Here is a 22,759-nt window from a genome sequence, read left to right as displayed (position 1 = left end):
GTGAATGTCTCGAAGAATATCGGGCGGGGCTTGGCCCTATTCCCAGTCGTAGCCGCCGCGACGGCGCCGCGCGGCCGCGACGGCCAGCCGCCACGTCGGGTCCTCGCGCCAGTCGGTGTGCAGCGCCTCGTGAATATCGTCCCGCCGCAGGCCGATGTCCTTCAGCATGTAGTCGGACATCTCGCTCATCGCGCGGACCTTGCGGCGGTTGAGCATGGTTTTGACGATCGCACGGGCCGCCACGACGAGCAGCTTGGCTGCCTGCGCCGGGTGAGCAAGGGTCGGGCTGAGCCGCGTCTTCGTTGTGATCGCCATGGCCGTGTCTCCTTTCGTGCCATCGGGGGATCGGGAAAAAGGCGGGAGGCCCTCCGCATGTGACGGACCGGCGCTCCCAAGTTCTTCCTGACAGCCACAAAGATATGCGCCCGCTATTGATCAGACCAACGAATGTTAATAATCTCAGCCATCATCATCGGTGATGGGAAAAGCCATGAGCACGCCCCTCGATCTCGACCATCTGCGCACCTTCGTCGCCATCGTCGACGCCGGCAGCTTCACCCGGGCAGCGGACGACGTGTTCAAGACCCAGTCGGCCGTGTCGATGCAGATGCGGCGGCTGGAAGAGCGCCTCGGCGTCAGCCTGTTCGAGCGCAACGGCCGCACCATCCGCATCACCAGCGAGGGCGCCCGGCTGCTGACCTATGCCAGGCGCATGCTGGCGCTGAGCCAGGAAACCCTGTCGGCCTTTGACGACGAGGCCATGCAGGGTCATGTCCGGATCGGCCTGCCGGACGATTATGCCGAGCGCTTCCTGCCGGAAATCCTCGCGCGGTTCTCCCGCTCGAACCCGCTGGTGGAACTGCAGATCGCCTGCGAGCCCTCCTCCAACCTGGCCGAACATATCGACAAGGGCCGCCTCGACGTGGCGCTGGTGTCGGACTGCTATCCCGGCGCCTCGCTGCCGGAGATCGTGCGCCGCGAGCCGCTGCATTTCGTGACCTCGGCCTCGCACGACACCCATAATGAAGAGATCCTGCCCCTGGCGCTCGGCCGGCCGGACTGCGTCTGGCGCCGCGAGGGCTGCGAAGCCCTCGGCCGGATCGGCCGGCGCTACAAGGTGCTGTTCACCTCCTGGTCGGCACAGATCGTCACCTCGGCGGTTCTCTCCGGCCTGGCGGTCAGCGTGCTGCCCGAATGCGCGCTGCGACCGGGCATGCGGGTGCTGGGCGAATATGAGGGCTTTCCGACCCTGCTCGACACAGAGATCGGCGTCGTGAAGTCGCGCAATGCCGACGGGCCGGTGATCACCGCGCTGGTCGAGCATATCCGCGAGAGCCTCGCCAATTTGTCGCCGCCCGATGGCAAAGCCCGCCCGTCGCGCCTGCCGGAACTGCGGCCCATGCGTCCGGCGCTGGGGAATGGCCGGTTGAAGGTCGCCGGCTGACGGCGGAGCGTCGCGGCGCGAACCGGACCGCCTAGCGGCGCAGATTCTTCGCCGTGCCGCGAATGTCGTCCATCTTCGCCGATTGCAGTTCGGCATCGGCAAAATCCGCGCCTTCGACCATCGTGCCGTTGAAATTGGCGCCCGAGGCCTCGAAACGCGTGAGGTCGGCGCCCGACAGATCGGCTTCGGTAAAGTCGGCGAACTCCGCCGCGGCGCGCGACAGATTGGCGCCGGAAAGGTCCGCTTCGGTCAGATCGGCGGAGTTGAGGACGCCGCGCATCAGGCCCATCGACTGGTTGCGCATGTCGGCGGAAAAATCCGCGCCGCTCATGTTCGCCCGCACGAAGGAGGCGCGACTGAAATCGCCGGCGATCCGCGCCGCCGACAGATCGGCGCCGTCGAATGTCGCATCCTGCATCTGCGACTGGAACAGGCTGGCGCCGGACAGATCCGCCTCGGTGAACTTCGCCCCGAGGCCCCAGGCCTGATCGAGCTTGGCCCCGGCGAGATCGGCGTTCGAGAGATCCGTGCCGTTGAGATAGGCGCTGGTCAGGTCGGCGCCGGCCAGATCGAGGCCGGAGAGATCGAGGCCGTTCAGTTCGGCCCGGCTGAGATCGGCGGGCTCGGCTTTCGTTGCCCTCGCCAGCAACGCCTCGACCTCGGCCCGGGTCATCGCGGCTTCGGTCATGCGCGGCGAGGTCAGGTCGAGGCCGCGCATCATGTCCTGCCCCGAGGCCGGCACCACCAGCAGCGACACCGCCAGGAGAATGAAGAGAATCAGGGAGAAGACGGCCGGACGCACATGGCGCCGCCGCCGCTCCGTCGCACCGGGCCGTTCCATCATGCGCTCCCAATCGGCCAGATCGTCAGACGACCCTGACACCCGACCTGCCCCAGGGTCAAAGCGCATCGCGGTGATCAGCCCGGCTTGGTATCCGGCATTCTCGGCACATTCGCTTGACCCGGGCGCCGTGGTCCTGACACTGGAGGCATGAGCCGCAGCCCCGAATCCGCCCCCATGTCGAACGTCGCCGAATACAGCGTCTCGGAAATCTCCGGTGCGCTGAAGCGGACCGTGGAGGAGCGCTTCGGCCATGTCCGCCTGCGCGGCGAGGTCTCCGGCTATCGCGGCCCGCATTCGTCCGGCCATGCCTATTTCTCGCTGAAGGACGACCGCGCCCGCATCGACGCCGTGATCTGGCGCACCGCCTTTTCCAAGCTCGCCTTCAAGCCCGAGGAAGGGCTGGAGGTCGTCGCCACCGGCAAGCTGACCACCTATCCGGGCTCTTCGAAATACCAGATCGTCATCGAGCAGATCGAGCCGGCCGGCGCCGGCGCGCTGATGGCGCTCCTCAACGAACGCCGGCGCAAGCTCGAAGCCGAAGGCCTGTTCGCCGCCGAGCGCAAGCGGCCGCTGCCCTTCATGCCGCGCGTCATCGGCGTCGTCACGTCTCCGACCGGCGCCGTCATACGCGACATCCACCACCGCATCGCCGACCGCTTTCCGGTGCATCTCCTCGTCTGGCCGGTGCGGGTGCAGGGCGAGACCTCCGGCGAGGAAGTCGCCCGCGCCATCGAGGGCTTCAACAGCTTTCCCGAAGGCGGTGCCATCGCCCGACCGGACCTGATCATCGTCGCGCGCGGCGGCGGCAGTCTGGAGGATCTCTGGGGCTTCAATGACGAGGTGGTGGTGCGCGCCGCCGCTGCCTCGGCGATCCCGCTGATTTCCGCCGTCGGCCACGAGACCGACTGGACGCTGATCGACCACGCCGCCGACATGCGCGCGCCGACGCCGACCGGTGCCGCCGAGATGGCGGTGCCCGTGCGCGCCGATCTCGTCGCTGCGGTCGCCGCGCTCGCCGCCCGCCATTCGGGCGCGATTTCCCGCCGGCTCGACCAGGACCGCCGCGCCGTCTCCGCCACCGCCCGCGCCCTGCCCTCGCCCGACATGCTGCTGGCGCTGCCGCGCCGCCGGCTGGACGAGGCCGCGACCTCGCTCGGCCAATGCCTGCGGGTGAACCTGTCGGAGAAGCGCCGGGCCTATGGCGAGGTCGCGACCCGGCTCGCGCCCTCCAGCCTCGAGGCGCTGCTACGCGAAAAGCGCGCCGATCTGCGCCATCACCAGAGCCATGCGGCCCACGCCGTGACCGGGCTCGTGCAGCGCAAGCGCCAGCGTTTCGAACGCATTGCCGCCGACCTGCAGCCGCACCGGATCAATGCCCGGGCCGAGGCCGCGCGCCTGCGTCTCGGCACGCTCGGCGAGCGGCTGGCCGCCGCGCAGGCCCTGGCCGCCACCGGACGGCGCCAGGCCCTCGCCTCCGCATGGCGGGTGGCCGACAGCCTCAACCCGATGCGGGTGCTGGAGCGCGGCTACACCATCGTGCGCGGACCGGACGGCGAGCCGATCGTGCGGGCGTCGGGTCTGAAGCCGGGCATGGCCTTCGAGGTGCAGTTCGCCCATGACCAGCGGCGCGGCGCGGTGGCGACCGGCGAGTCCGGTGCCGGTGTCGCGCCGACGGGTCCGGGCGATGCGGCATCAGAGCCCGCGGAAACGGAACCGCCGAAACCGCGGGCGAAGCGACGTCCTGCCGCCAAAGCCGCCGAAGAGGATCAGGGCACGCTGTTCTGAGGCCGGGCCGGAGCGCTTGGCGGAACAATGACCCGAGGAACGAGTCCCCCGCCAGCTCAAGCGCTGCGGCTCTGGATTCATCAGCCGGAATCTGCTTTTCCACGCCGCAAGGCTTGCGGCGCGGCGGCAAACGGTTCCAACACCTTTTCGCGCTAGCACGGAACACGCGCTGAAGCGGCAAAGGACCCGGCAGGGCGGTCGGATGCGATCCGCCGGATGCCGGCCAGCATACAATCGAGGCGAAGGCACTGCGGTTTTTCGTTATCAATCTCGACCGGTCGACCGAGCGATGGCACGAGATCGGCCAGTCGGCCGCTGACATCGGCGTCGACGTCACCCGGGTTCCCGGCACTGACGGCGCGGCCATTCCGGTGGCCGAATGGCGCAACGTCGATCACGACCGCTTTCGGCGCAGCCATGGACGGATCATCCTTCCCGGCGAATATGGCTGCTATAGCAGCCACCTTGCGGCCCTGCAGGCGGTGATCGATTCCGGCGAAGCGGTCGCGGTGATCTGCGAGGACGACATCGTCCTGAAGCCCGAGACGCCTGCCGCCGTCGCCGCCATCCTTAAACAGAAGCCAAACCTGCACGTCCTCAAGCTCGCCAATCACCGCATCCGCGGCTTCGTCTCCCATGGTGGCGAGGGCATCGGGAAATTCGGACGTTGCGTTCACGGCCCGCAGGGATCGGCTGCCTGCTACGCCGTCACCCGCGAGGGCGCACGAATCCTGCATGACGCCCTCCAGACCATGTGGCTTCCCTGGGACATCGCCTTCGAGCGGGGCTGGGCGCTGAACGCGCGGATTTACACGGTTCCGCGCAAGGTCATCGGCTTCAGCAAGCTGAGCCGCGGCTCGACCATCACCACCAGCCGGAGTTCCGACTACAAGAGCTCGAAGATCCCCCTCTTTCAGCGCACGCCCACCCTCCTCTTCCGCGCCGTGGATTATGTGCGCCGCGCGGCCTACGCCTTGAGATGAGCGACGGCCTGACACGGGCAGCGCAGGCGGCGATGCCAACCCTCACGGTTCTCCTGATGCTCGGCCTGGTCTCGGCCGTCTGGGTGGAGAGCGACCTCTACCGCTATTGCGCGCCGTTTCTCCTGCTCCAGGCCCTTGTCACCTTCGTCAGAACCGACGAGCGGCCGTCAATCGGAATCATGGGCTGGCTGTGCATCGCCTGGGTGGTCTACATCCTCCTGCGCAATGCCGCCGTCTTCGTTCTGACCCCCGACATGGCCGGAGGCTCGGCCGAGGGGATCTATCTCTTCCCGCTGGTCTACCCGACGCTGGGCTACGCCTTCTTCCTGAACTGGCAGCGGATGCCCGCGACGGCCTGGGGGTTCCTGGTTATCAGCCTTGTCGCCCTTCTGGCGAGCCTCGAGCCGCAGACGATGCTGTCGGGCGAACGCGCGCCGCTGCTCTTCCACGGCAATCCCATCCACGCCTCGGTCGGCGCCGGCCTGATCGCGCTGGCGGCCATCTGCTTCGGCCTTTATCTCGCGCGGCCGGGATCGCGCCACAAGGGCCTGCGGATCGGCGGCATCGCCCTTTGCGTCATCGTCGCCGGGCTGTGCTTCCTCGGCATTGCCGGCGCGTTCTCGAAGGGCGTCTGGCTGGCGCTGCTGGGTGCCCTGCCGGTGCTCTTCGCCATGGTCTTCACCGATCGCACGCAATTGCGGCACTGGCTGCTCCTGGCCGCGGTCATGGTCGCCGCGGCCATCCCGTCGGTGCTGTTCTACCCGGAGATCTCGGCCCTGATGGCGCCGAATATCGCCACCGCCATCGCGTTCGTCGGCGGGGCGACTGGAAGCGGCGATCCGCTTGCAGCGTTGGATGCGCTGATCGCCTCGGGCAATGTCCCGCTCAGTCTCCACGAGCGGCTGATGATCTGGATGAATGGCTGGGAGATCTGGCGCACGAACCTCGTCCTGGGCACCGGGGTCGCCTGGGAGGCGCTCTGGGAGACGACCAGCTACGCAGGCGTCGGCTACCACCTGATGCACAATGGCTATCTGGAAGTGGGCGTGCGCTACGGCCTCGTCGGGCTCGGCTTCTATGCCGTTCTCATGGTCTGGAGCCTCCGGCAGGCCTTTGCGTGCCGCGCCCGTGGCCTGATCCCGTCATCCGCGCTGGTGCTCTACGTGACGGCGACGGCGTTCTTCGCGCTGACCATGCTGACCAATTCCAACAACCGGCTGGCGATCGGCGAATCCTTCATGCTGGTCGCGGCCGGCTTCGGCTTCTGCTGCTTCTACCGCCTGCAGCACGCGGCGCGCGAGGCCAACTCCGCCGGGCGTGCAGCCCGGGCCGAATAGGCGCACATACGTTCGCCGCCGCCATGGAAGGCAGCGCGGGCAAGCCTGATGCGCCGAGACGCAGCCATTCGCTGCGTCACCGAACCGATATCAATGTGGAAAAGGGATGGTACGGTTGGGTGGTCTCGAACCACCGACCTCCGGAGCCACAATCCGACGCTCTAACCAACTGAGCTACAACCGCACAACGGGATTTCGCCCGCGCAGTGACGAGATAAAATCTTTCGCCCCGCGGTGCAAGCCCGGATCGGAGCGAAGGCCGGAAAAGTCCGTCATCGGCTTTCGCCAATGGGACAGACCGGCTTTCCTGACCCCGCATGTGGCCGCGGGGCAGGCATCAGAGAACGCCCGGTGCCTATGAAGACGTCGGGCGCCTGTCGCCGGGACGATGCCCGGCATCATCGCTCAGCCGGCGGAAGGCAGATGCCCCGCCGGCCCGTGGCGAAGAATCAGCGGGCGTTCTTCGACGCCTTCTCGAAGGCATCGCGGCCCGGCTTCATCATGTCCTTGGCGACCGACTGGGTCAGCGCCTGCATGTCCTTGGACTGATCCGTCGCCATCTCGATCTGCTTGCGGACATAGGCCGTCTGCATCTCGATCACTTCGGCGAAGGACTTGGCGGACATCATCTTGTCGAGGTGCTGGAAGCCGGCTTCGGCGTTCGAGCGCATCGCGTCGATGGCCTTCTTCGACAGCTGGAGCGAACCCTGATGGGCGTTCTCCATGGTCGATTCCAATGCCTTGGTCGCCTCGTCGGCCGCCGACTTCATGCGGCTGTAGGCTTCCTTGGACTGCTCCATCGACTTCTGCGTCATGGCGCGGAAGGTCTCGTTCATCTGCGAGGGATCCATGCCCATCATCTGCGGGTTCGGCATGGCGAAAGGATCCTGGGAATTCTTGGCGTCGGCCATCTGGGTGTCTCCTCTATCTGGGTAACTATCATTTGGCCGCTGCGTCCCAAAACGCCTGCGACTGCCTTTTACTTAATCACTATTTTTGTGCGGTGCAACATTCAGCGTCCGGATATTCCGCAAACTGCCCACTCGTTAACCCTCAATCGCAACTCCTCGCCCCGCAAGCCGGAAGAATCTGGATTCGTCGGAAGCCGGCTATTATGAATCCATTCTTAAGATCGGCTCTGGAACCGTCCCTCACGACTCAACATATGAGCGTGAAGAATGTTTGGAAGCGTTGCTTATGGCGACATCAACGGTGCCAATCGCAGTGGCGATCATGGCCCATCGGACGCTGCGCGAGGCCAGTGACGCGGGCATGCCGCTTGCTGTCTTCACGTCCGACCTGACCCGTCTCCTGTGGGTGAACACCACCGCGGCCGAGCTGCTGGGCCTGTCCGCGGCCGGGCCGCAATCCTCCGACGCCACGCCGAATTCCGCCATCATTCGCCAGATCCGCGCCTCCGGCCGCATGCTCGCCCGCACCGGCTCGGCAAAAGCGCGGGTCACCTCGCCGGCGCGGGCCGGGCTGGGCCGGCCGCTGAACGCCGAACTCGTCACGATCACGGGCGAAACCTTCGGCGAGGCCGTGCTCGTGACGATCGCCGATCCGTCCGCGACGCCCCGAAATGCAGCAGAGACCGCCCGCGACCTCCTGGCGGAAAGCGGCATGACGGACGCGGCTGTTCTCTCGGCCAATGGTGACGTCGCCGCGGCCGGAAGCGAGGCGGCAAATATCGACATCGACGCCTCGCAGATCGCCGAATTCCTCGCATCGTCGAACGACCACCGCGCCATCGCCTCGAGCGACGGGAGCAGCACCGTCGTCGCACGCCTCGCCGGCGACCATGTTCTGGCCTGGAGGCAGAGCCCGTCCGAGGCTTCGGGTTCCGACGCTTCGTCGCCCGACGCCGACGCCGACGAGATGACCCAGCCGGTCGCGGACGCGCCGGAGGCCACCGCACCGGAGCGCGAGCTTCAGCCTCCCGAGCACGACCGCAAGATCGGCATGAGCGCGATCCTGCAGCGCTGGTACTTCCGCAACACCGGCGCAGCCGACGCGGAGCGCACACAAGCCGCCGAACAGGCCGAACAGTCCGGGTCTCCCGGAGAAAGCGAATTCATGCCATCCGGCGACGATCGTATGGCGACGCCCGCCGAGACGCCCGGCCCCGGCCCGCAGCAGCCCTATGGCGCGCGCTCCGGCCATAGCGGGTCCATCGACCGCCCGGCGGACGCAGCCCCGTCCGAGCCCCGCCGCATGCGCTCCATCTGGGGCCCCGCGCCGACGCCGCCGACCGACGAGCGCGAAAACGAGACGCTGACCGAGGCAGAGGAAACGCCAGAGACGCTGGCGCCTGCAGCCGAGGAGCCGGACGCTGTGGAGTCGGAGGTTACGGAGCCGGACGTGATGGCGACCGAGCTTCACTTAGAAACTGCGGCCACGGATACGCCCGACACTGAAGACGACGCGGCGGAGCCGGCGGTTCCCGACGTCGAAGACGACACGGCCGATAAGGATGAGGCGCCAAGCCAGCCCGCCCCCCGCGGGGCCCGGCCGGTGCTGGCATCGGATTTCCGCTCCTATCCGGACACCGGGAGCGCGGCGGACGGCTCTGGCGCCGCCTTCGAGCCGCGTTTCGACGTGGCGCCGGTGCGCTTCGTCTGGCGCATCGATAGCGAAGGCCGCTTCCGCTCGCTCTCGCCGGAATTCGCCGCCGCCGTCGGGCCGCGCTTTGCCGACGTGATCGACCGCCGTTTTGAGGAGGTCGCGGAAGAATACGGGCTCGATGCGGATGGCGACATTCGCCGGCTGCTGGCCAAGCGCGACACCTGGTCCGGGCGCACGCTGGAATGGCCAGTGGAGAATTCGACCCGGCGCGTCCCGGTCGAATTGGCCGCCCTGCCCGTCTATGCCCGCGACCGCAGCTTCGATGGTTTCCGCGGCTTCGGGATCGTGCGCCTTGCCGACGCCGTCGAGGCCCCCGTTGCGGTGGCGCAGGAAGAGCGCGTCGAAGAGGCTGCGCAGGAGCGACAAGACCTGACCCTGGAGGGCGGGGCCCGGGCCCTTCTGAAGCGCATCTCGGCGGAGGAGCCGCCGGCACCCTTCGGGCGCCGCGATCCCGACGCCCGACCGACGCCGGACACCGGCGACCGCGCCGAGAAGATCATCCGCCTCGAGGAGCGCCGCCGCTCCAAGGACAGCCATCTCAGCCAGTCCGAGGAAGCGGCGTTCCGTGCCATCGGCGAAACCCTCGGCGAGGAGGACCGCATCGGCGGGCTGGAAGGCGCGATCCGCACCGCCAGCCGCCGGATCGGCGAGTTCGAGGACGAGGCCCGCGACGCCGAGCCCATCGAAGCTGCCCCGGACGCCGATGATGATCTCGAGGCGATCGACGCACCCGACGCAATCCCTGCGGGCGACGAGGCCGCACCGACCGCCGAGGCCGACGACACGGCGTTGAACGCCGATCCCGTCGATCAGTCCGACGATTCCACCGATGTGCACGAGCCGGAGGACGCGGACGCGTCCATGCCACGGCCCGAAACGCCACGCGGCATCGCGCCGGCCGAACAGCCGTCCCTGCCGGACGTCGCCGCGCAGGCCGACGACAACGAGCCAGCTCCGGCCGCACCCGTCGAAGCCTCGGCGCAGCCCGCCGATGAGGCGGCCGCGACGCCCCCCGTCACCGACCGCGCGGACGAGCCGGCCGACCCGGTCGACGCAGACGAGGACGAGGACGAGGACGACACGGACGAGCCCGAACTGCCCGATCACGCCCAGCTCCTCGCCGATCTCGCCACCGTCTATGGCTGCCTGCCGCTGCCGGTCCTCGTCCAGATCCGCGAGACCCTGGTCTACGGCAATCGCGAATTCTTCGACCTGACCGGCTATGACGACATCCCCGCCCTTGCCGAGGCCGGCGGTCTCGCCCGCCTGTTCGACGGCGACGACCGGGCGGCGGGTTCGGGCGAGGTCGCGATCCGCCGGGTCACCGGCGAGACGCTGGCGGCGCGCAGCCACATGCAGCGCTCCACCATTGCCGGCCGCTCCTGCCTGGTCATGTCCTTCTTCGCCTCGCCCAGCCTCAGCGCCGCGGCGCTGCGTTCCGAGCCCGACGCTCCGGCGCAGGCCGACGCGGCCGAGACGGACGCCGGCCTGGTTGCCGAAGTGGAAGAGCTGCAGGCGGTGCTGTCGGCGGCCACCGACGGGGTCGTCCTGGTCGATCGGGAGGGCATGATCCGCTCCATGAACCGGGCGGCGCATGCCCTGTTCGGGATCGCTGCGGACGATGCGGCCGGCCGTCCGTTCGTCACGCTGCTCGCCCATGAAAGCCAGAAGCCGACGCTGGAGCACATCGAGACGCTGCGCACGGCCGGCGCCACGGCGCCGCGCGACGAGGGACGCGAAGTCATCGGCCGCGTCGCCGAGGGCGGCTTCGTGCCCCTGTCGGTCAGCTTCGGCCGGCTGCCGGAAGAGCGCGGCTGGTGCGCCGTCATCCGCGACATCTCGAGAGCCAAGCGCGTCGAGCAGGAACTGATCAAGGCGCGCAGCGAGGCCGAGGCGGCCAGCCTGCAGAAGAGCCAGTTCCTGGCCAATGTCAGCCACGAACTGCGCACACCGCTCAACGCCATCATCGGCTTTGCCGACGTCATCGCCACCGAGTGCTTCGGCCCGATCGGCAACGAGCGCTACCTGGAATATCTCGACGACATCAAGCGGTCGGGCCATCACGTTCTCGATCTGGTCAACGACCTTCTCGACATCTCCAAGATCGAGGCCGGCAAGCTCGAACTCGCCTTTGAGGCAGTGTCGCTGAACGAGGTGATCGGCGAGGTCGTGGCGCTGATGCAGCCGCAGGCCAATCGCGAGCAGGTCATCGTGCGCTCCAACCTGCCCTCCTCGGTGCCGCCGGTCGTCGCCGACCGCCGTTCGATGCGGCAGATCGCCCTCAATCTGGTCTCCAACGCGGTGCGCTTCACCCCGGCCGGCGGGCAGATCATCGTCTCGACCAGCTATTCCCCCGAGGGCGACGTGGTGGTGCGCTTCCGCGACAGCGGCATCGGCATGAGCGAGGACGAGATCGAGATTGCGATGATGCCGTTCCAGCAGGTCAATCCGGGTAACCGGCGACGCGGCGAAGGGACCGGTCTCGGCCTGCCGCTGACCAAGGCGCTGGCGGAAGCCAACCGCGCCGGCTTCGCCATGTCCTCGACGCCGGGCGAAGGCACGCTGGTGGAAATTTCGTTTCCGCCCCAGCGGGTTCTGACCGACTGACGCCCCCGCGACCGGCCGCCGGAACCGGGGCGTTGCCGGCGGCCTAGTTTAGAATTCTTCTAATACATTGATTTTACTGGCCTATCGATCGGCAGGGTGTTGCGCTGGCCGGCGCCATCCGGCATAGGTGAGTGGCTGCCGCAAGATTTAGCGGCCATCGCCATTCAACGATCTGCGGATCGCCTGCCTGTCAACGTCGCGTTCGCCGGCTTTCGGCATCGCGCAGCATGGGAAGAGATTTTCATGATGCCCAGCATCTCCCGCCGCCTCGCCCTGTCGACGGCCGTTCTGGCCGCGGCCTTCGCGCCGGCTGTCGCCAGCGCCGCCGACGTCAACATCTACACCTCGCGCCAGCCCGAGCTGATCCAGCCGCTGCTCGACGCCTTCACCGAGGAGAGCGGCCTCACCACCGCGACGATCTTCATCGACAAGGGCCTGGAAGAGCGGATCGCGGCCGAGGGCGCCAATTCGCCGGCCGACGTGATCATGACCGTCGACATCGGCCGCCTCGACGCCGCCAAGCAGGCCGGCGTCGTCCAGCCGGTCGAGGACGATATCCTCGAGAAGAACATTCCGGAAGCCTATCGCGACAGCGAGAAGGAATGGTTCGGCCTGACCGCCCGCGGCCGCGTCGTCTACGCCTCCAAGGAGCGCGTCGATGCCGATGCGCTGACCTACGAGGAACTGGCCGATCCCAAGTGGAAGGGCCGGCTGTGCACCCGTTCGGGCCAGCACCAGTACAACATCGCCCTGATCGCGGCCTATATCGCCCATAACGGCGAAGAGGCGGCGCGCGAGTGGGTGACGGGCCTGCGCGACAACCTCGCCCGCCGGCCCGAAGGCGGCGACCGCGACCAGGCCAAGGCGATCTTCGCCGGCGAATGCGACATCGCGCTGGGTAACACCTACTATGTCGGCAAGATGGCGACCAACGAGAAGGAGCCGGAGCAGAAGGAGTGGGCGGACGCCATCAAGGTGATCATGCCGACCTTCGAGAACGGCCTGACCCACGTCAACATCTCCGGCGTCGCGCTGGCCAAGAACGCGCCGAACCGGGACAACGCCGTCAAGCTGATGGAATTCCTGTCCGGCGACGAGGCGCAGAAGATCTACGCCGAGCTGAACTACGAATATCCGCTGGAGCCGGGCATCGAGGCCTCCGAACTGGTCAAGTCCTTCGGCGACCTGAAGCCCGACACGCTGCCGCTCGACGAGATCGCAAAGTTCCGCACCAAGGCCTCCGAGATGGTCGACGAGGTCGGCTACGACAACGGGCCGCAGAGCTGAGCCCATCTGACATGCTAACAGGACGGCGCCCGGGCGGGTTTTCCGCTGCGGGCGCCGCTCCGTTGTCTCCATACGGCCCGGCCGCGGCGCGCTTTAATCAAGGCGTATTCGCGAGACCGGGCCTCATCGCGTCAAGCCCGCCATGTCCGCCACCGCCCCGCTCCTGAGACCCGGCATCCGGGCCCGGTTCCGCCTCCGGCGGGGGCGCGACCGTGGCTATCTGGTGGGTGCGGCAATGGTCGCGCTGACGGTGATCCTGCCGCTGATCGCGCTCCTGGTCATCGCCCTGTCGGGCACCTCGGCCAACTGGCGGCACCTGGCCGAGACCATCCTGCCGGAAGCCAGCCGCGTGACGCTGCTCCTGATGGCGGGCATCGCGATGCTCGCCGGCTCGGTCGGTGTCGTCACGGCCTGGCTGGTGGCGACCTTCCAGTTTCCCGGCCGGCGGATATTCTCCTGGGCGCTGGTGCTACCGCTGGCGGTGCCGACCTACATCGCCGCCTATTGCTTCGTGGAATTCCTGCATTTCGCCGGCCCGATCCAGACCGCCATCCGCTCGGTCTTCGGCTTCCAGTCCTCCCGCGACTACTGGTTTCCCGAGGTTCGCTCGCTGCCGGGCGCCATCGTCATCCTGTCCTCGGTCCTCTACCCCTATGTCTTCCTGACGGTGCGCATGGTCTTCGTCATGCAGGGCCGCAAGGCCGGCGACGTCGCCCGCACACTGGGCGCCTCGCCCGCCGCGGTCTTCGGCAAGGTGCTGTTGCCCATGGCGCGGCCGGCGATCGCCATCGGCGTCGCACTGGCGCTGATGGAAGCCGTCAACGACATCGGCGCGGTGGAGTTTCTGGGTGTGCGCACCCTCACCTTCGCGGTCTATTCGACTTGGCTGAACCGCGGCGATCTCGCCGGCGCGACCCAGATCGCCCTGTTCATGCTACTGGTCATCGTCGCCCTCGTGCTGGTCGAACGCTTCGCCCGGCGCCAGCAGCGCTTCAGCATCCAGCGAGCCGACCGGCCGCAGACCGGCCGCGAGCATCTGGCCGGCTGGAAGGCGGCGCTGGCGATGCTGGCCTGCTTCGTGCCGATTGCTGCGGGCTTTGGCGTGCCGCTGCTCGTCCTCGGCGATTTCGCGATCAACCGGCTGGACCAGCTCGCCGATCCGCAGCTCTGGCGGGCCCTGCGCCATACGGTGACCATCGCCGCCGCCACCGGCGTCGTCACCGTGGCCGCCGGCTTCGCCATGGCCTACGGCATCCGCCTGACCGGCTCGAACCGCCTCGCCAGCCTCGTGCGGGTCGCCGCCCTCGGCTATGCGGTGCCCGGCACGGTGCTGGCGATCGGCATCCTCATCCCGCTGGCCGCCTTCGACAATGCCGTCGATGCACGCATGCGCGAATGGTTCGGCATCTCCACCGGCCTGCTTCTGTCCGGATCGGGTTTTGCCATCGTCTATGCCTGCTTCGTGCGCTTCATGGCGATGGGCCACGGCGCGCTGGAAAGCGGCTTTTCCAAGCTGTCGCCGCATCTCGACATGGCGGCCCGCACACTGGGCCGCGGCCCCGGCGGCGCTTTACGCCAGGTGCTGCTGCCATTGATGCAGCCGGCGCTGCTGACCGCCTTCCTGCTGGTCTTCGTGGATGCCAGCAAGGAGTTGTCGGCGACGATCCTCCTGCGGCCCTTCGACTTCGAGACCCTGGCCACCTTCGTCTATGCCCAGACCTCGCGCGCGGCCTTCGAGGACGGCGCCATCGCGGCCCTCCTCATCGTGCTCGTGGGCATCCTGCCGGTGGTGATCCTCAACCGCTCGATCGTGCGCGAGACCGAGCGCGGATAGCGCGCCGCGCAACCCCTCCCATTTGTTTCGGCTTCCTGACGGAATTCCGTAACGGCATGATAAAAAACGATCATTCCTTACGGAACCTGCGCCCCGGCGCTCACGTTCTCTCCGCCAGTTGCCAACAATAGGAGGAAACAAGTCATGAAACGCATGTCTCTTCTGCTCGGAAGCGTCGCCCTTCTCGCCCTGCCGATCAGCGCGGCCTCGGCCGACTGTCGCGAGGAAATCGCCATGCTCGGCGGGACCGGCACGACGGCTTCCATCTCCGGCTCCGCAGGCGATATGGCCGGCTCGGCCAGCGCCTCCGGCACGGCCGACGGCAAGACCACCAATTACGAAACCGGCGCCGGCCTCGACACCGGCGATGGCGAGGTCACCAAGGACGGCAGCATGGCGCCGCTGCAGAGCGACGCGAACGCTTCGGCCACAACCGGCACCGGGACCGGCGGCGCCGCGAGCGCTGAATCCACGACCTCTGCCGCATCCGGTCAGTCCGGGGCTTCCGGCGGCGCGTCCGGTGGCGCGATTGCCAAGGACGGCTCGACCATGCCGATGGAGAGCGAGACCAGTGGCGACACCGCCATGTCCGGTCAGGACAGCGCCTCGCAGCAGGACGGTGCCGAGACCGCGGCCAATGCCGCGACCGGGACCGACCAGGCTGCGGGCGAGTCCTCCATGACCGCCGACGCCTCCGCAAGCGGCACGCCGCTGGAGCGGGCCGAGATGGCGCTGGCCAAGGGCGACGAGGAAGCCTGCATGGCCGCGATCGAGGAAGCCAAGGCTGCCAAGGCGCAGTAATCTGGCCTCCTGAACGTGACGAGGGCGCCGGCATCGCTGCCGGCGCCCTTTTTCATGGCCGTCACAGAGTTCGAACGCTGGCCCGCCTCAGGTCGTCAGCTCTTCCCGCCCCGCAAATTCCTCCAGCGCTTCGGGGTTGGCGAGCGCTTCCTTGTTCTTCACCGGCCGGCCCTCGACCACTTCGCGCACGGCGAGTTCGACGATCTTGCCGGATTTCGTGCGCGGAATGTCCTGCACCTGCAGCACCTTGGCCGGCACGTGGCGGGGCGACGCCCCCTCTCGCACGACGCTCTTGATCCGCTTGATCAGATCCTCGTCGAGGGTCAGCCCTTCCGCCAGGCGCACGAACAGCACGACCCGCACGTCGTCGTCCCAGGGCTGGCCGATGCAGATCGCCTCGATCACCTCGTCCATCTGCTCGACGACATTGTAGATCTCGGCCGTGCCGATCCGCACGCCCTGGGGATTGAGCGTGGCGTCCGAGCGGCCATGGATGATCATGCCGCCATGCTCGGTCCATTCGGCGAAATCGCCATGGCACCAGATGCCGGGGAAACGCGCGAAATAGGCGTCGTGATAGCGCGAGCCGTCCGCATCGTTCCAGAAGCCGATGGGCATCGACGGGAAGGCCTTCGTGCAGACGAGGTCGCCCTTTTCGCCGCGCACCGGCTGGCCGTCATCGCCCCAGACGTCGGTGGCCATTGCCAGCGCCGGTCCCTGGATCTCGCCGACATAGACCGGCAGCCAGGGCACGCCCATCACGAAGCAGGCGGCGATATCGGTGCCGCCGGAGACCGAGGCGAGATGCAGATCGGGGCTGATGTCGGAATAAACATATTCGAAGCCTTCCGGCGACAGCGGCGAACCGGTCGAGGACAACACCTCGACGGCGGACAGGTCATGGGTCTCCGCCGGCTTCAGGCCGAGCTTGCGCGAGGCGTCGATGAACTTGGCGCTGGTGCCGAAGAAGGTGGCCTTCTCCTCGGCCATGTAGTCGAAGATCACCTCCGGCTTCGGATGGAAGGGGGAGCCGTCGTAGAGCAACAGCGTCGCGCCCGAGGCGAGCGCCGTGACCAGCCAGTTCCACATCATCCAGCCGCAGGTGGTGAAGTAGAAGAACCGTGCCCCCGGCCGCACGCCGCAATGCAGCTGATGCTCCTTCAGATGCTGAACCAGCAGCCCGCCCGCGCAATGGACGATGCATTTGGGCACGCCGGTCGTGCCGGAGGAAAACAGGATGTACAGCGGATGCGAGAAGGGCAGCCGCTCATAGGCGATCTCCCTTGGCGCGTAGGGCGCGATGAAGGTGTCCAGCGAAACCCCGCCCGGCGTCGTTGCGGCCACTTCCTCGGCCTTGCCGAGATACGGCACGACGATGGTTTTCGCGGCGCCCAGCTTGCCGGCGATGGCCGCCAGCTTGTTGGCGATCTCGATGGTCTTGCCGGCGTAGTAGTAGCCGTCGCAGGCGATCAGCAGCTTGGGTTCGATCTGGCCGAAGCGGTCGAGGACGCCGCGCTCGCCGAAATCGGGCGAGCAGGACGACCAGACCGCGCCGATGGAGGTTGCGGCGACCATGGCCGCAATGGTTTCGGGCATGTTCGGCATCATCGCCGCGATCCGGTCGCCGGCCACGATGCCCTCGGCGCGGAACGCCTGTGCGAGCAGTGACACCAGCGCCTCGAGCTCGCGCCAGCTCAGCCGCCGGCGCACCTTGTCCTCGCCGCGAAAGACCAGCGCATCGGCGTCGGGCCGGTCCCTGGCGTGAGCCAGGAGGTTCTCGGCAAAGTTCAGCCGCGCCTCGGGGAAGAACCGGTCGTCGCGCATCGTGTCACCGGCCACGAGGCTCGGCCCGGCCTTGTCGCCGACAACGCCGGTGACATCCCACAGAACGTCCCAGAAGGCCGCCCGGTCATCGACCGACCAGCGGTGCAGCGCCGTGTAATCGGCAAAGTCCCGGCCGGTCCGCGCGCCGGCTTCCTGTGCGAAGCGCGTCAACGGATGCTGCGCCACCCGCGCCGCGTCCGGTTTCCAAAGCAGCCGTCCAGCCATTCCCGCCTCCCAGTGATCGTGCCTTGCTGGTGCCACACCGCCTTGCCATTGGCAACGCTGGCGAAATCGCCGCCGGCGCTCGCCCGTCCACCGCCCGTATCCACATCCGAACGTTCCGTAAGGGCGCGCTCCCTCTGGTTTCGCGCGACGCCTTGGACTAGAACGGCTCGAAAATCTGAAAGGAAATCGGTGGCGCGCAATTTCTCCCTGGACCGGCTCGCGAAACGGGCTGACGCTCCCGGCGGGAGACGGCGGGGAACGAAGCGACTGGCCGCTGCCGGCGTCATCCTCGTCACGCTGCTTCTGACGGCGTTTCTGACCCTCCCGCAGCTGGCGATCGACACCAACGCGGCGCGCAACGACCTCGTCGCGCGGCTCCAGACCATGACCGGCGAGACCGTCACGGTCGAGGGCGACGTCACCTTTTCCCTCCTGCCGCGCACCCGGCTCGTGGCACGCCATGTGCGGATCGGCACGGCCAACGCCTTCACCATCGACACCGTCGTCGCCGATCTCGATGCGGTCGATGCCCTGATCGGCACCGCCTCGATCGCGCGTGTCGTCCTGGTGCGGCCTGAGTGGCGCCCGCTTCCCGAGACCGAGCCGGTGTCCAGGACCGCCGAGCCGGTCCTCGTTCCGGCCGCCAACGGCATGGCTGCGCCGCACCAGGGCGGGCCGCTCGACGGCCCGCGACGTTTGGTGCGCACGCTGCTCGAGCGGTTCCATGATCTCGAAACGCTGGAAATCCGTTCCGGCGTATACCGGCCTCGGGCCGGCGACAGCCGCGCCGGCATCAGCAACGCCAATCTGATCGTGGCGCAGGCCTCCTCCACGTCGGCGATCTACGTGTCCGGCTCCTTCATCTGGAATGGCCAGCCGAGCGAGCTCGATCTTCGTCTCGCCGCCCCCAAGGCGCTGCTGTCCGGGGACCCGAGCGAGGTCCGCATCGCCCTGTCGTCGCCGCCTCTCACCGCCAGCTTCGACGGCGAAGCGACCCTCGATCGAAACGCGACCATCTCCGGCGCGCTGCGCATCGATGCGCCGTCGCTCAGCCGCAGCATCGAATGGCTTGGCGAGTCGCGACCCGACACGCCCGACATCGGCCCGGTCGCTCTCGACGGCACGCTGCTTCTGGCCGGCAGCCGCGCCAATCTGCAGGATACCCGCATCACCATTGCCGGCAGCCGCGGCCAGGGTGTGATGGAAGCCGAGTTCGGCGGCGACAAGCCACGGGTGCGGGGCACGCTAGCCTTCCAGACGCTGGATTTCGATCCGTTCACCCGATCCATTGCGCCATTGCCGCGCAACGTCCTCGACTTCAACCGCCCGATCGACCTCGCCTTTGCCGACGAGATCGACCTCGACGTGCGGCTGTCGGCGGCGCAGGCGAATTTCGCGCATGTGCCGATGTCCGAGATCGCGGCGGTCGTCGCCCTCGACGACGGGATCGCCAAGCTCGACATCGGCGACGCGCAGGTCTTTGGCGGTCGCGGCCAGGCCAGCCTGACCTTCCACTCCACCACCGAACGCGCGACGGCGACGGGCAGCCTGACCCTCAGCGGGATCGACACCGACGCGTTTCTCGGCGCCCTCGACGTGACCACCCTCCGCGTCGGTGGCCGGTCGGATCTCTCCGTCAGCATGAAGACGCCGGTCAGCGACTGGGAGACGATCATCCGCCATGTCCGCCTGGAGGGGCAGATCAGCGCCCGGGGCGGCGCCATACGGGGCCTCGATCCACAGGTCTTCGCGACCCCCGAAGCGCGGCCCCTGCTTGCCGGCACGGCGGGCTCGACGGTGCCCTTCGACACGATGGAACTGGGTCTGTCGGCCGCGGGCCCGCGACTGCGGATCGACGATCTGGCGATCGCCAACGGCGCCGGCCTTCTGACTGCCGTCGGCAGCGTCGCCCTCCATGACGAGGAGATCAGTCTGCGCGGCACCTACAATGCGGATGCGCAGCAGACCGCCTCGGCCGAGCGCGAATTCACCACATCGAAACCGGTTGCGTTCATCCTGCAGGGGCAATGGCCCAACCCGAGCGTCACGACGCGGTAGAGCCCTCCCCGGTCCGCCGACAAGGCGTATGAGGCACCGGTGGCGGCGATCCGCGGGTCCGCGCTCGGCCAGCAACGGACGCTCCGACATGCTTCGCGCACCGCTCATCCTCGTTCCCGCAACCCGCTGCTGGCGGCCGCTTCTGCCCCTCGCCGCCGCCCTGATGCTGTCCGCTGCCGCCCATGCCGCGCCCGCCGCGGATGCCGGGGCGGGCGACCGCCCGGACTGCGCGACGCGCTATCACTCGGCCCTGCAGACCATCCGGACCGGCGCCTTCGCGGCGATCAAGCCGGCCCGCGCCATCGCCTTCAAGGGCGACGATTTGCTTCCCGACGGTCCGATCTTCCGCGCCTCCGCCAGGCGTGGCTCGGCCGAGGCGAAGGCACTGGCGGAAGCCGCCGGCATTGCCCGCAATCGCGGCCGGGCCAGCTGGGTCGGCAGCGCCAACGACCGCTGGATCGCCGATCGCATCGTCACCGATCTCGGCGAATATGTGAGCCAGGACGCCTCGCCCTATCTGTGCGGCGGCGTCGCCGCGTATCTCGACACGTTGAAGAGCTACATGGACCGCATCGCGACAAGCCCGGCCAAGGCTGCCGGCCACCGCGCTGTCCAGACGGCGGCGACGCAGGACAGCATCCGGGCCGCACTGGTCGCCATGGGTCCGGTCCCGACGCCGCGCTTCGCGCCGCCGCTGCGCGGCCATCCGCTGGTCTTCGACCTGCGGCAGTCCAAGGGTCTCGAACGGTCCACGCAGACCGTTGCCTTCGGCCCGCATTTCGACCCGGCGCTGCCGCCGCTGGCGATGGCCGTGACCGCGCATCCGGCCCTCGAGACCGACGCCGACCGGCTGGCCGTCCTCGATATTCTGATCGACACTGCCCGGACCAACGGCTTCCTGGCCGGCCCTTCCGCCGTCGCCGAGACGGCCGCCGAACCGGTTGCGGGCGCCCGGCCGAAGGCCGATCCGGCGACCACCGGCGCCATCGGCGGCGAGCGCGCGAAACGCCCGGTTCTGGCTCGTCTGGAAACGCTGCAGCCGCTGGTCGTCGGCCGCTCGGCCGAGATCGGCGACACGCTGGTGCGCAGCGCCCTGACCGAAGCCTTCGCCGATATCGAGGCGCTCGACCATCTCGCCCACCGGCCACGCGGCGGCTACGACCCGATGCTCGCCGCCATCGCCGCCACCATGGACGCGATCACCACGGCGCATGGCGAAGCCTGCGACTGCACCGGCGCGAACATGGCCGACGCCACTGCCGGAACGGCATCGGCGAACCGCTGAGCCTGTCGAACCGTCGCCAGGACTGCCGGCAGGTCAGCCGGCTGTCGCCGCCAGATGGGCGTCACGGGCCTTCTGCACCTCGCGGCGCTTGTTGAGGATCGCCGCGATGATGACGCCGACCGAGACCACCGCGATCAACAGCGTGCAGACGGCGTTGATCTTCGGCGTCACGCCCAGCCGCACCTGGCTGTAAATCTTCATCGGCAGCGTCGTTGCCCCCGGCCCGGAGGTGAAGCTGGCGATGACCAGATCGTCCAGCGACAGGGTGAAGGCGAGCATCCAGCCGGCGGCGACGGCCGGCCAGATCACCGGCATGGTGATCAGGAAGAAGGTCTTCCAGGGCGGGCAGCCGAGATCCTGCGCGGCTTCCTCAAGGCTCCGGTCGAAGCTGATCAGCCGCGACTGCACCACCACCGCCACGAAGCACATCGAGAAGGTGATGTGGGCAATGGTGACGGTCCAGAAGCCCCGGTCGAAATCCATCGCCACGAACAGAAGCAGCAGCGACAGGCCGGTGATCACCTCGGGCATGACCAGCGGCGCATAGACCATGCCGGCAAAGAGCAGCCGGCCGCGGAAGTCGAAGAAGCGCACCAGGGTCGTCGCCGCAAGCGTGCCGAGGATCGTCGCGATGCTGGCCGACAACAGCGCCACGCGCAGGGTTACCCAGGCCGCGTCGAGCAGCGCCTGGTCGTTCCACAATTCGCGGTACCAGACGGTCGAGAAGCCCGCCCAGACCGTGACCAGCCGCGAGGCGTTGAAGGAGTAGATCACCAGGAGAAGGATCGGCAGGTACAGGAAGGCGAAGCCGAACACGACCGAGACGATGTTGAAGGGCGACCAGTTCCGCGTCACGTCAGCCGTTCCCCGTTGTCTTGGCCTGCGCCCGCTGGAACCAGACGATCGGCAGCACCAGCACGATCAGCAGAAGGATCGCCACCGCCGAGGAGACCGGCCAGTCGCGATTGGAGAAGAACTCGTTCCACAGGGTCCGGCCGATCATCAGCGTGCGCGAGCCGCCGAGGAGATCGGGAATCACGAACTCGCCCACCGCCGGAATGAAGACCAGCATGATCCCGGCCAGCACGCCCGGCCGCGACAGCGGGAAGGTGATCGTCCAGAACGCCTTCACCGGCGGGCAGCCGAGATCGTTGGCCGCCTCGATCAGGCGGTAGTCCATGCGCTCCAGCGACGCGTAGATCGGCAGCACCATGAAGGGCAGGTAGGAATAGACGATGCCGATATAGACGGCGATATTGGTGTTCATGATGACCAGCGGATCGGAGATCACGCCGAGCCACATCAGGAACTGGTTCAGGAGCCCGTCGGTCTTCAGGATGCCGATCCAGGCGTAGACGCGGATCAGGAAGCTCGTCCAGAACGGCAGGATGGTCAAAAGGATCAGCACCGGCCGCAGGCCGCCCGGCGCCCGCGCGATGCCGTAGGCCAGCGGATAGCCGATCAGCAGCGTGATCGCCGTGGCGATCCCGGCGATCTGCAGGCTCGACAGATAGGAATTGATGTAGAGCGGGTCCGACGTCAGCCAGACATAATTGTCGATCGTGAACTGCTGGAGATTGTCCCAGAAGGTCGACAGGTTCTCCAGCGAGAAGGACGGCACATAGGGCGGCTGCGCCAGCGCGATCTGCGACAGCGAGATCTTGAAGACGATCAGGAACGGCGCCAGGAAGAACACCAGCAGCCAGACGAAGGGAACGCCGACGACGAGGCTGCGATAGAGCCGCGCGCCGCGGCTGCGCAGCTTGTCCCGTGCGGGTTCCGGTGGCGCGTCGGCCGGGATCAGGGGTTCCACCGCCATG

Annotated in this window: 17 protein-coding genes and 1 tRNA gene; 10 read left to right on the top strand and 8 right to left on the bottom strand. The window is 67.8% G+C overall.

The window, feature by feature from the left end; genetic code table 11:
• Positions 1 to 36: 36 nt before the first annotated feature.
• Positions 37 to 315 (bottom strand): DUF1127 domain-containing protein, encoded by a 279-nt coding sequence (locus ACEQX1_RS14555; RefSeq protein WP_230786708.1) that lies wholly within the window; start codon positions 313 to 315, stop codon positions 37 to 39.
• A gap of 175 nt (positions 316 to 490) precedes the next feature.
• Here ACEQX1_RS14555 and ACEQX1_RS14550 point away from each other — a divergent pair, with 175 nt between their 5' ends.
• Positions 491 to 1,444, top strand: a complete 954-nt coding sequence (locus ACEQX1_RS14550; RefSeq protein ID WP_024349296.1) for a LysR family transcriptional regulator — start codon at positions 491 to 493, stop codon at positions 1,442 to 1,444.
• Positions 1,445 to 1,475: 31 nt separating this feature from the next.
• On the opposite strand, the gene ACEQX1_RS14545 is transcribed toward ACEQX1_RS14550, so the two are convergent.
• The gene (locus ACEQX1_RS14545) at positions 1,476 to 2,285 is read right to left on the bottom strand and encodes a pentapeptide repeat-containing protein (protein ID WP_370196972.1); all 810 of its coding nucleotides are present in this window, start codon (positions 2,283 to 2,285) and stop codon (positions 1,476 to 1,478) included.
• A 150-nt stretch (positions 2,286 to 2,435) separates the two neighbouring features.
• Here ACEQX1_RS14545 and xseA point away from each other — a divergent pair, with 150 nt between their 5' ends.
• On the top strand, positions 2,436 to 4,073 hold the full coding sequence (gene xseA / locus ACEQX1_RS14540; RefSeq protein ID WP_370193771.1) for an exodeoxyribonuclease VII large subunit: 1,638 nt from the start codon (positions 2,436 to 2,438) through the stop codon (positions 4,071 to 4,073).
• A 152-nt stretch (positions 4,074 to 4,225) separates the two neighbouring features.
• Here xseA and ACEQX1_RS14535 read toward each other — a convergent pair whose 3' ends face one another.
• A complete protein-coding gene (locus tag ACEQX1_RS14535) occupies positions 4,226 to 4,492 on the bottom strand; it encodes a hypothetical protein (protein ID WP_370193770.1) in 267 nt (88 codons plus the stop codon).
• Here ACEQX1_RS14535 and ACEQX1_RS14530 point away from each other — a divergent pair.
• Together ACEQX1_RS14530 and ACEQX1_RS14525 are read left to right on the top strand one after the other, a co-directional pair.
• Positions 4,373 to 5,056 carry a glycosyltransferase family 25 protein gene (locus ACEQX1_RS14530; protein WP_370193793.1) on the top strand — a complete coding sequence of 228 codons (684 nt, stop codon included), beginning with the start codon at positions 4,373 to 4,375 and terminating at the stop codon, positions 5,054 to 5,056. The genes ACEQX1_RS14535 and ACEQX1_RS14530 overlap by 120 nt on opposite strands.
• Positions 5,057 to 5,088: 32 nt before the next feature.
• The gene (locus ACEQX1_RS14525; RefSeq protein WP_370193769.1) at positions 5,089 to 6,393 is read left to right on the top strand and encodes an O-antigen ligase family protein; all 1,305 of its coding nucleotides are present in this window, start codon (positions 5,089 to 5,091) and stop codon (positions 6,391 to 6,393) included.
• Positions 6,394 to 6,500: 107 nt separating this feature from the next.
• On the opposite strand, the gene ACEQX1_RS14520 is transcribed toward ACEQX1_RS14525, so the two are convergent.
• A tRNA-His gene (locus tag ACEQX1_RS14520) sits at positions 6,501 to 6,577 on the bottom strand.
• A gap of 265 nt (positions 6,578 to 6,842) precedes the next feature.
• Positions 6,843 to 7,304 carry a phasin gene (locus ACEQX1_RS14515; protein WP_009208261.1) on the bottom strand — a complete coding sequence of 154 codons (462 nt, stop codon included), beginning with the start codon at positions 7,302 to 7,304 and terminating at the stop codon, positions 6,843 to 6,845.
• A 286-nt stretch (positions 7,305 to 7,590) separates the two neighbouring features.
• Between ACEQX1_RS14515 and ACEQX1_RS14510 the strand changes: the two genes are divergently transcribed.
• From ACEQX1_RS14510 to ACEQX1_RS14495, 4 genes are all read left to right on the top strand, one after another.
• A complete protein-coding gene (locus ACEQX1_RS14510) occupies positions 7,591 to 11,625 on the top strand; it encodes a PAS domain S-box protein (protein WP_370196971.1) in 4,035 nt (1,344 codons plus the stop codon).
• A gap of 243 nt (positions 11,626 to 11,868) precedes the next feature.
• On the top strand, positions 11,869 to 12,912 hold the full coding sequence (locus ACEQX1_RS14505; protein ID WP_370196970.1) for a Fe(3+) ABC transporter substrate-binding protein: 1,044 nt from the start codon (positions 11,869 to 11,871) through the stop codon (positions 12,910 to 12,912).
• A gap of 142 nt (positions 12,913 to 13,054) precedes the next feature.
• Positions 13,055 to 14,746 (top strand): ABC transporter permease, encoded by a 1,692-nt coding sequence (locus ACEQX1_RS14500; protein ID WP_370196969.1) that lies wholly within the window; start codon positions 13,055 to 13,057, stop codon positions 14,744 to 14,746.
• 144 nt (positions 14,747 to 14,890) lie between these two features.
• Positions 14,891 to 15,547, top strand: coding sequence for a hypothetical protein (locus ACEQX1_RS14495; protein ID WP_370193766.1), 657 nt, complete (start codon positions 14,891 to 14,893; stop codon positions 15,545 to 15,547).
• A gap of 87 nt (positions 15,548 to 15,634) precedes the next feature.
• Here ACEQX1_RS14495 and ACEQX1_RS14490 read toward each other — a convergent pair whose 3' ends face one another.
• The gene (locus ACEQX1_RS14490; RefSeq protein ID WP_370196968.1) at positions 15,635 to 17,596 is read right to left on the bottom strand and encodes an acetoacetate--CoA ligase; all 1,962 of its coding nucleotides are present in this window, start codon (positions 17,594 to 17,596) and stop codon (positions 15,635 to 15,637) included.
• Between the two features lie 189 nt (positions 17,597 to 17,785).
• Here ACEQX1_RS14490 and ACEQX1_RS14485 point away from each other — a divergent pair, with 189 nt between their 5' ends.
• Complete coding sequence (locus tag ACEQX1_RS14485; RefSeq protein ID WP_370193119.1) at positions 17,786 to 19,654, top strand: AsmA-like C-terminal region-containing protein; 1,869 nt, start codon at positions 17,786 to 17,788, stop codon at positions 19,652 to 19,654.
• A gap of 88 nt (positions 19,655 to 19,742) precedes the next feature.
• On the top strand, positions 19,743 to 20,939 hold the full coding sequence (locus tag ACEQX1_RS14480) for a hypothetical protein (RefSeq protein ID WP_370193121.1): 1,197 nt from the start codon (positions 19,743 to 19,745) through the stop codon (positions 20,937 to 20,939).
• Between the two features lie 33 nt (positions 20,940 to 20,972).
• Here ACEQX1_RS14480 and ACEQX1_RS14475 read toward each other — a convergent pair whose 3' ends face one another.
• Positions 20,973 to 21,794 (bottom strand): ABC transporter permease, encoded by an 822-nt coding sequence (locus ACEQX1_RS14475; RefSeq protein WP_009208252.1) that lies wholly within the window; start codon positions 21,792 to 21,794, stop codon positions 20,973 to 20,975.
• A 1-nt stretch (position 21,795) separates the two neighbouring features.
• Complete coding sequence (locus ACEQX1_RS14470; protein ID WP_155898374.1) at positions 21,796 to 22,758, bottom strand: ABC transporter permease subunit; 963 nt, start codon at positions 22,756 to 22,758, stop codon at positions 21,796 to 21,798.
• Position 22,759 lies beyond the last annotated feature (1 nt).

Source organism: Aurantimonas sp. (assembly GCF_964217435.1).
Taxonomy (GTDB): Bacteria; Pseudomonadota; Alphaproteobacteria; order Rhizobiales; family Rhizobiaceae; genus Aurantimonas; species Aurantimonas coralicida.
This window is presented reverse-complemented; position numbering and strand designations above follow the sequence as displayed.

Coding starts and splice junctions, on each gene's coding strand:
- ACEQX1_RS14510 (WP_370196971.1), top strand. CDS start 7,591: ATGGCGACATCAACGGTGCCAATCGCAGTGGCGATCATGGCCCATCGG.
- xseA (WP_370193771.1), top strand. CDS start 2,436: ATGAGCCGCAGCCCCGAATCCGCCCCCATGTCGAACGTCGCCGAATAC.
- ACEQX1_RS14480 (WP_370193121.1), top strand. CDS start 19,743: ATGCTTCGCGCACCGCTCATCCTCGTTCCCGCAACCCGCTGCTGGCGG.
- ACEQX1_RS14470 (WP_155898374.1), bottom strand. CDS start 22,758: ATGGCGGTGGAACCCCTGATCCCGGCCGACGCGCCACCGGAACCCGCA.
- ACEQX1_RS14500 (WP_370196969.1), top strand. CDS start 13,055: ATGTCCGCCACCGCCCCGCTCCTGAGACCCGGCATCCGGGCCCGGTTC.
- ACEQX1_RS14550 (WP_024349296.1), top strand. CDS start 491: ATGAGCACGCCCCTCGATCTCGACCATCTGCGCACCTTCGTCGCCATC.
- ACEQX1_RS14555 (WP_230786708.1), bottom strand. CDS start 315: ATGGCGATCACAACGAAGACGCGGCTCAGCCCGACCCTTGCTCACCCG.
- ACEQX1_RS14515 (WP_009208261.1), bottom strand. CDS start 7,304: ATGGCCGACGCCAAGAATTCCCAGGATCCTTTCGCCATGCCGAACCCG.
- ACEQX1_RS14505 (WP_370196970.1), top strand. CDS start 11,869: ATGATGCCCAGCATCTCCCGCCGCCTCGCCCTGTCGACGGCCGTTCTG.
- ACEQX1_RS14535 (WP_370193770.1), bottom strand. CDS start 4,492: ATGGCTGCGCCGAAAGCGGTCGTGATCGACGTTGCGCCATTCGGCCAC.
- ACEQX1_RS14490 (WP_370196968.1), bottom strand. CDS start 17,596: ATGGCTGGACGGCTGCTTTGGAAACCGGACGCGGCGCGGGTGGCGCAG.
- ACEQX1_RS14495 (WP_370193766.1), top strand. CDS start 14,891: ATGAAACGCATGTCTCTTCTGCTCGGAAGCGTCGCCCTTCTCGCCCTG.
- ACEQX1_RS14525 (WP_370193769.1), top strand. CDS start 5,089: ATGCCAACCCTCACGGTTCTCCTGATGCTCGGCCTGGTCTCGGCCGTC.
- ACEQX1_RS14545 (WP_370196972.1), bottom strand. CDS start 2,285: ATGGAACGGCCCGGTGCGACGGAGCGGCGGCGGCGCCATGTGCGTCCG.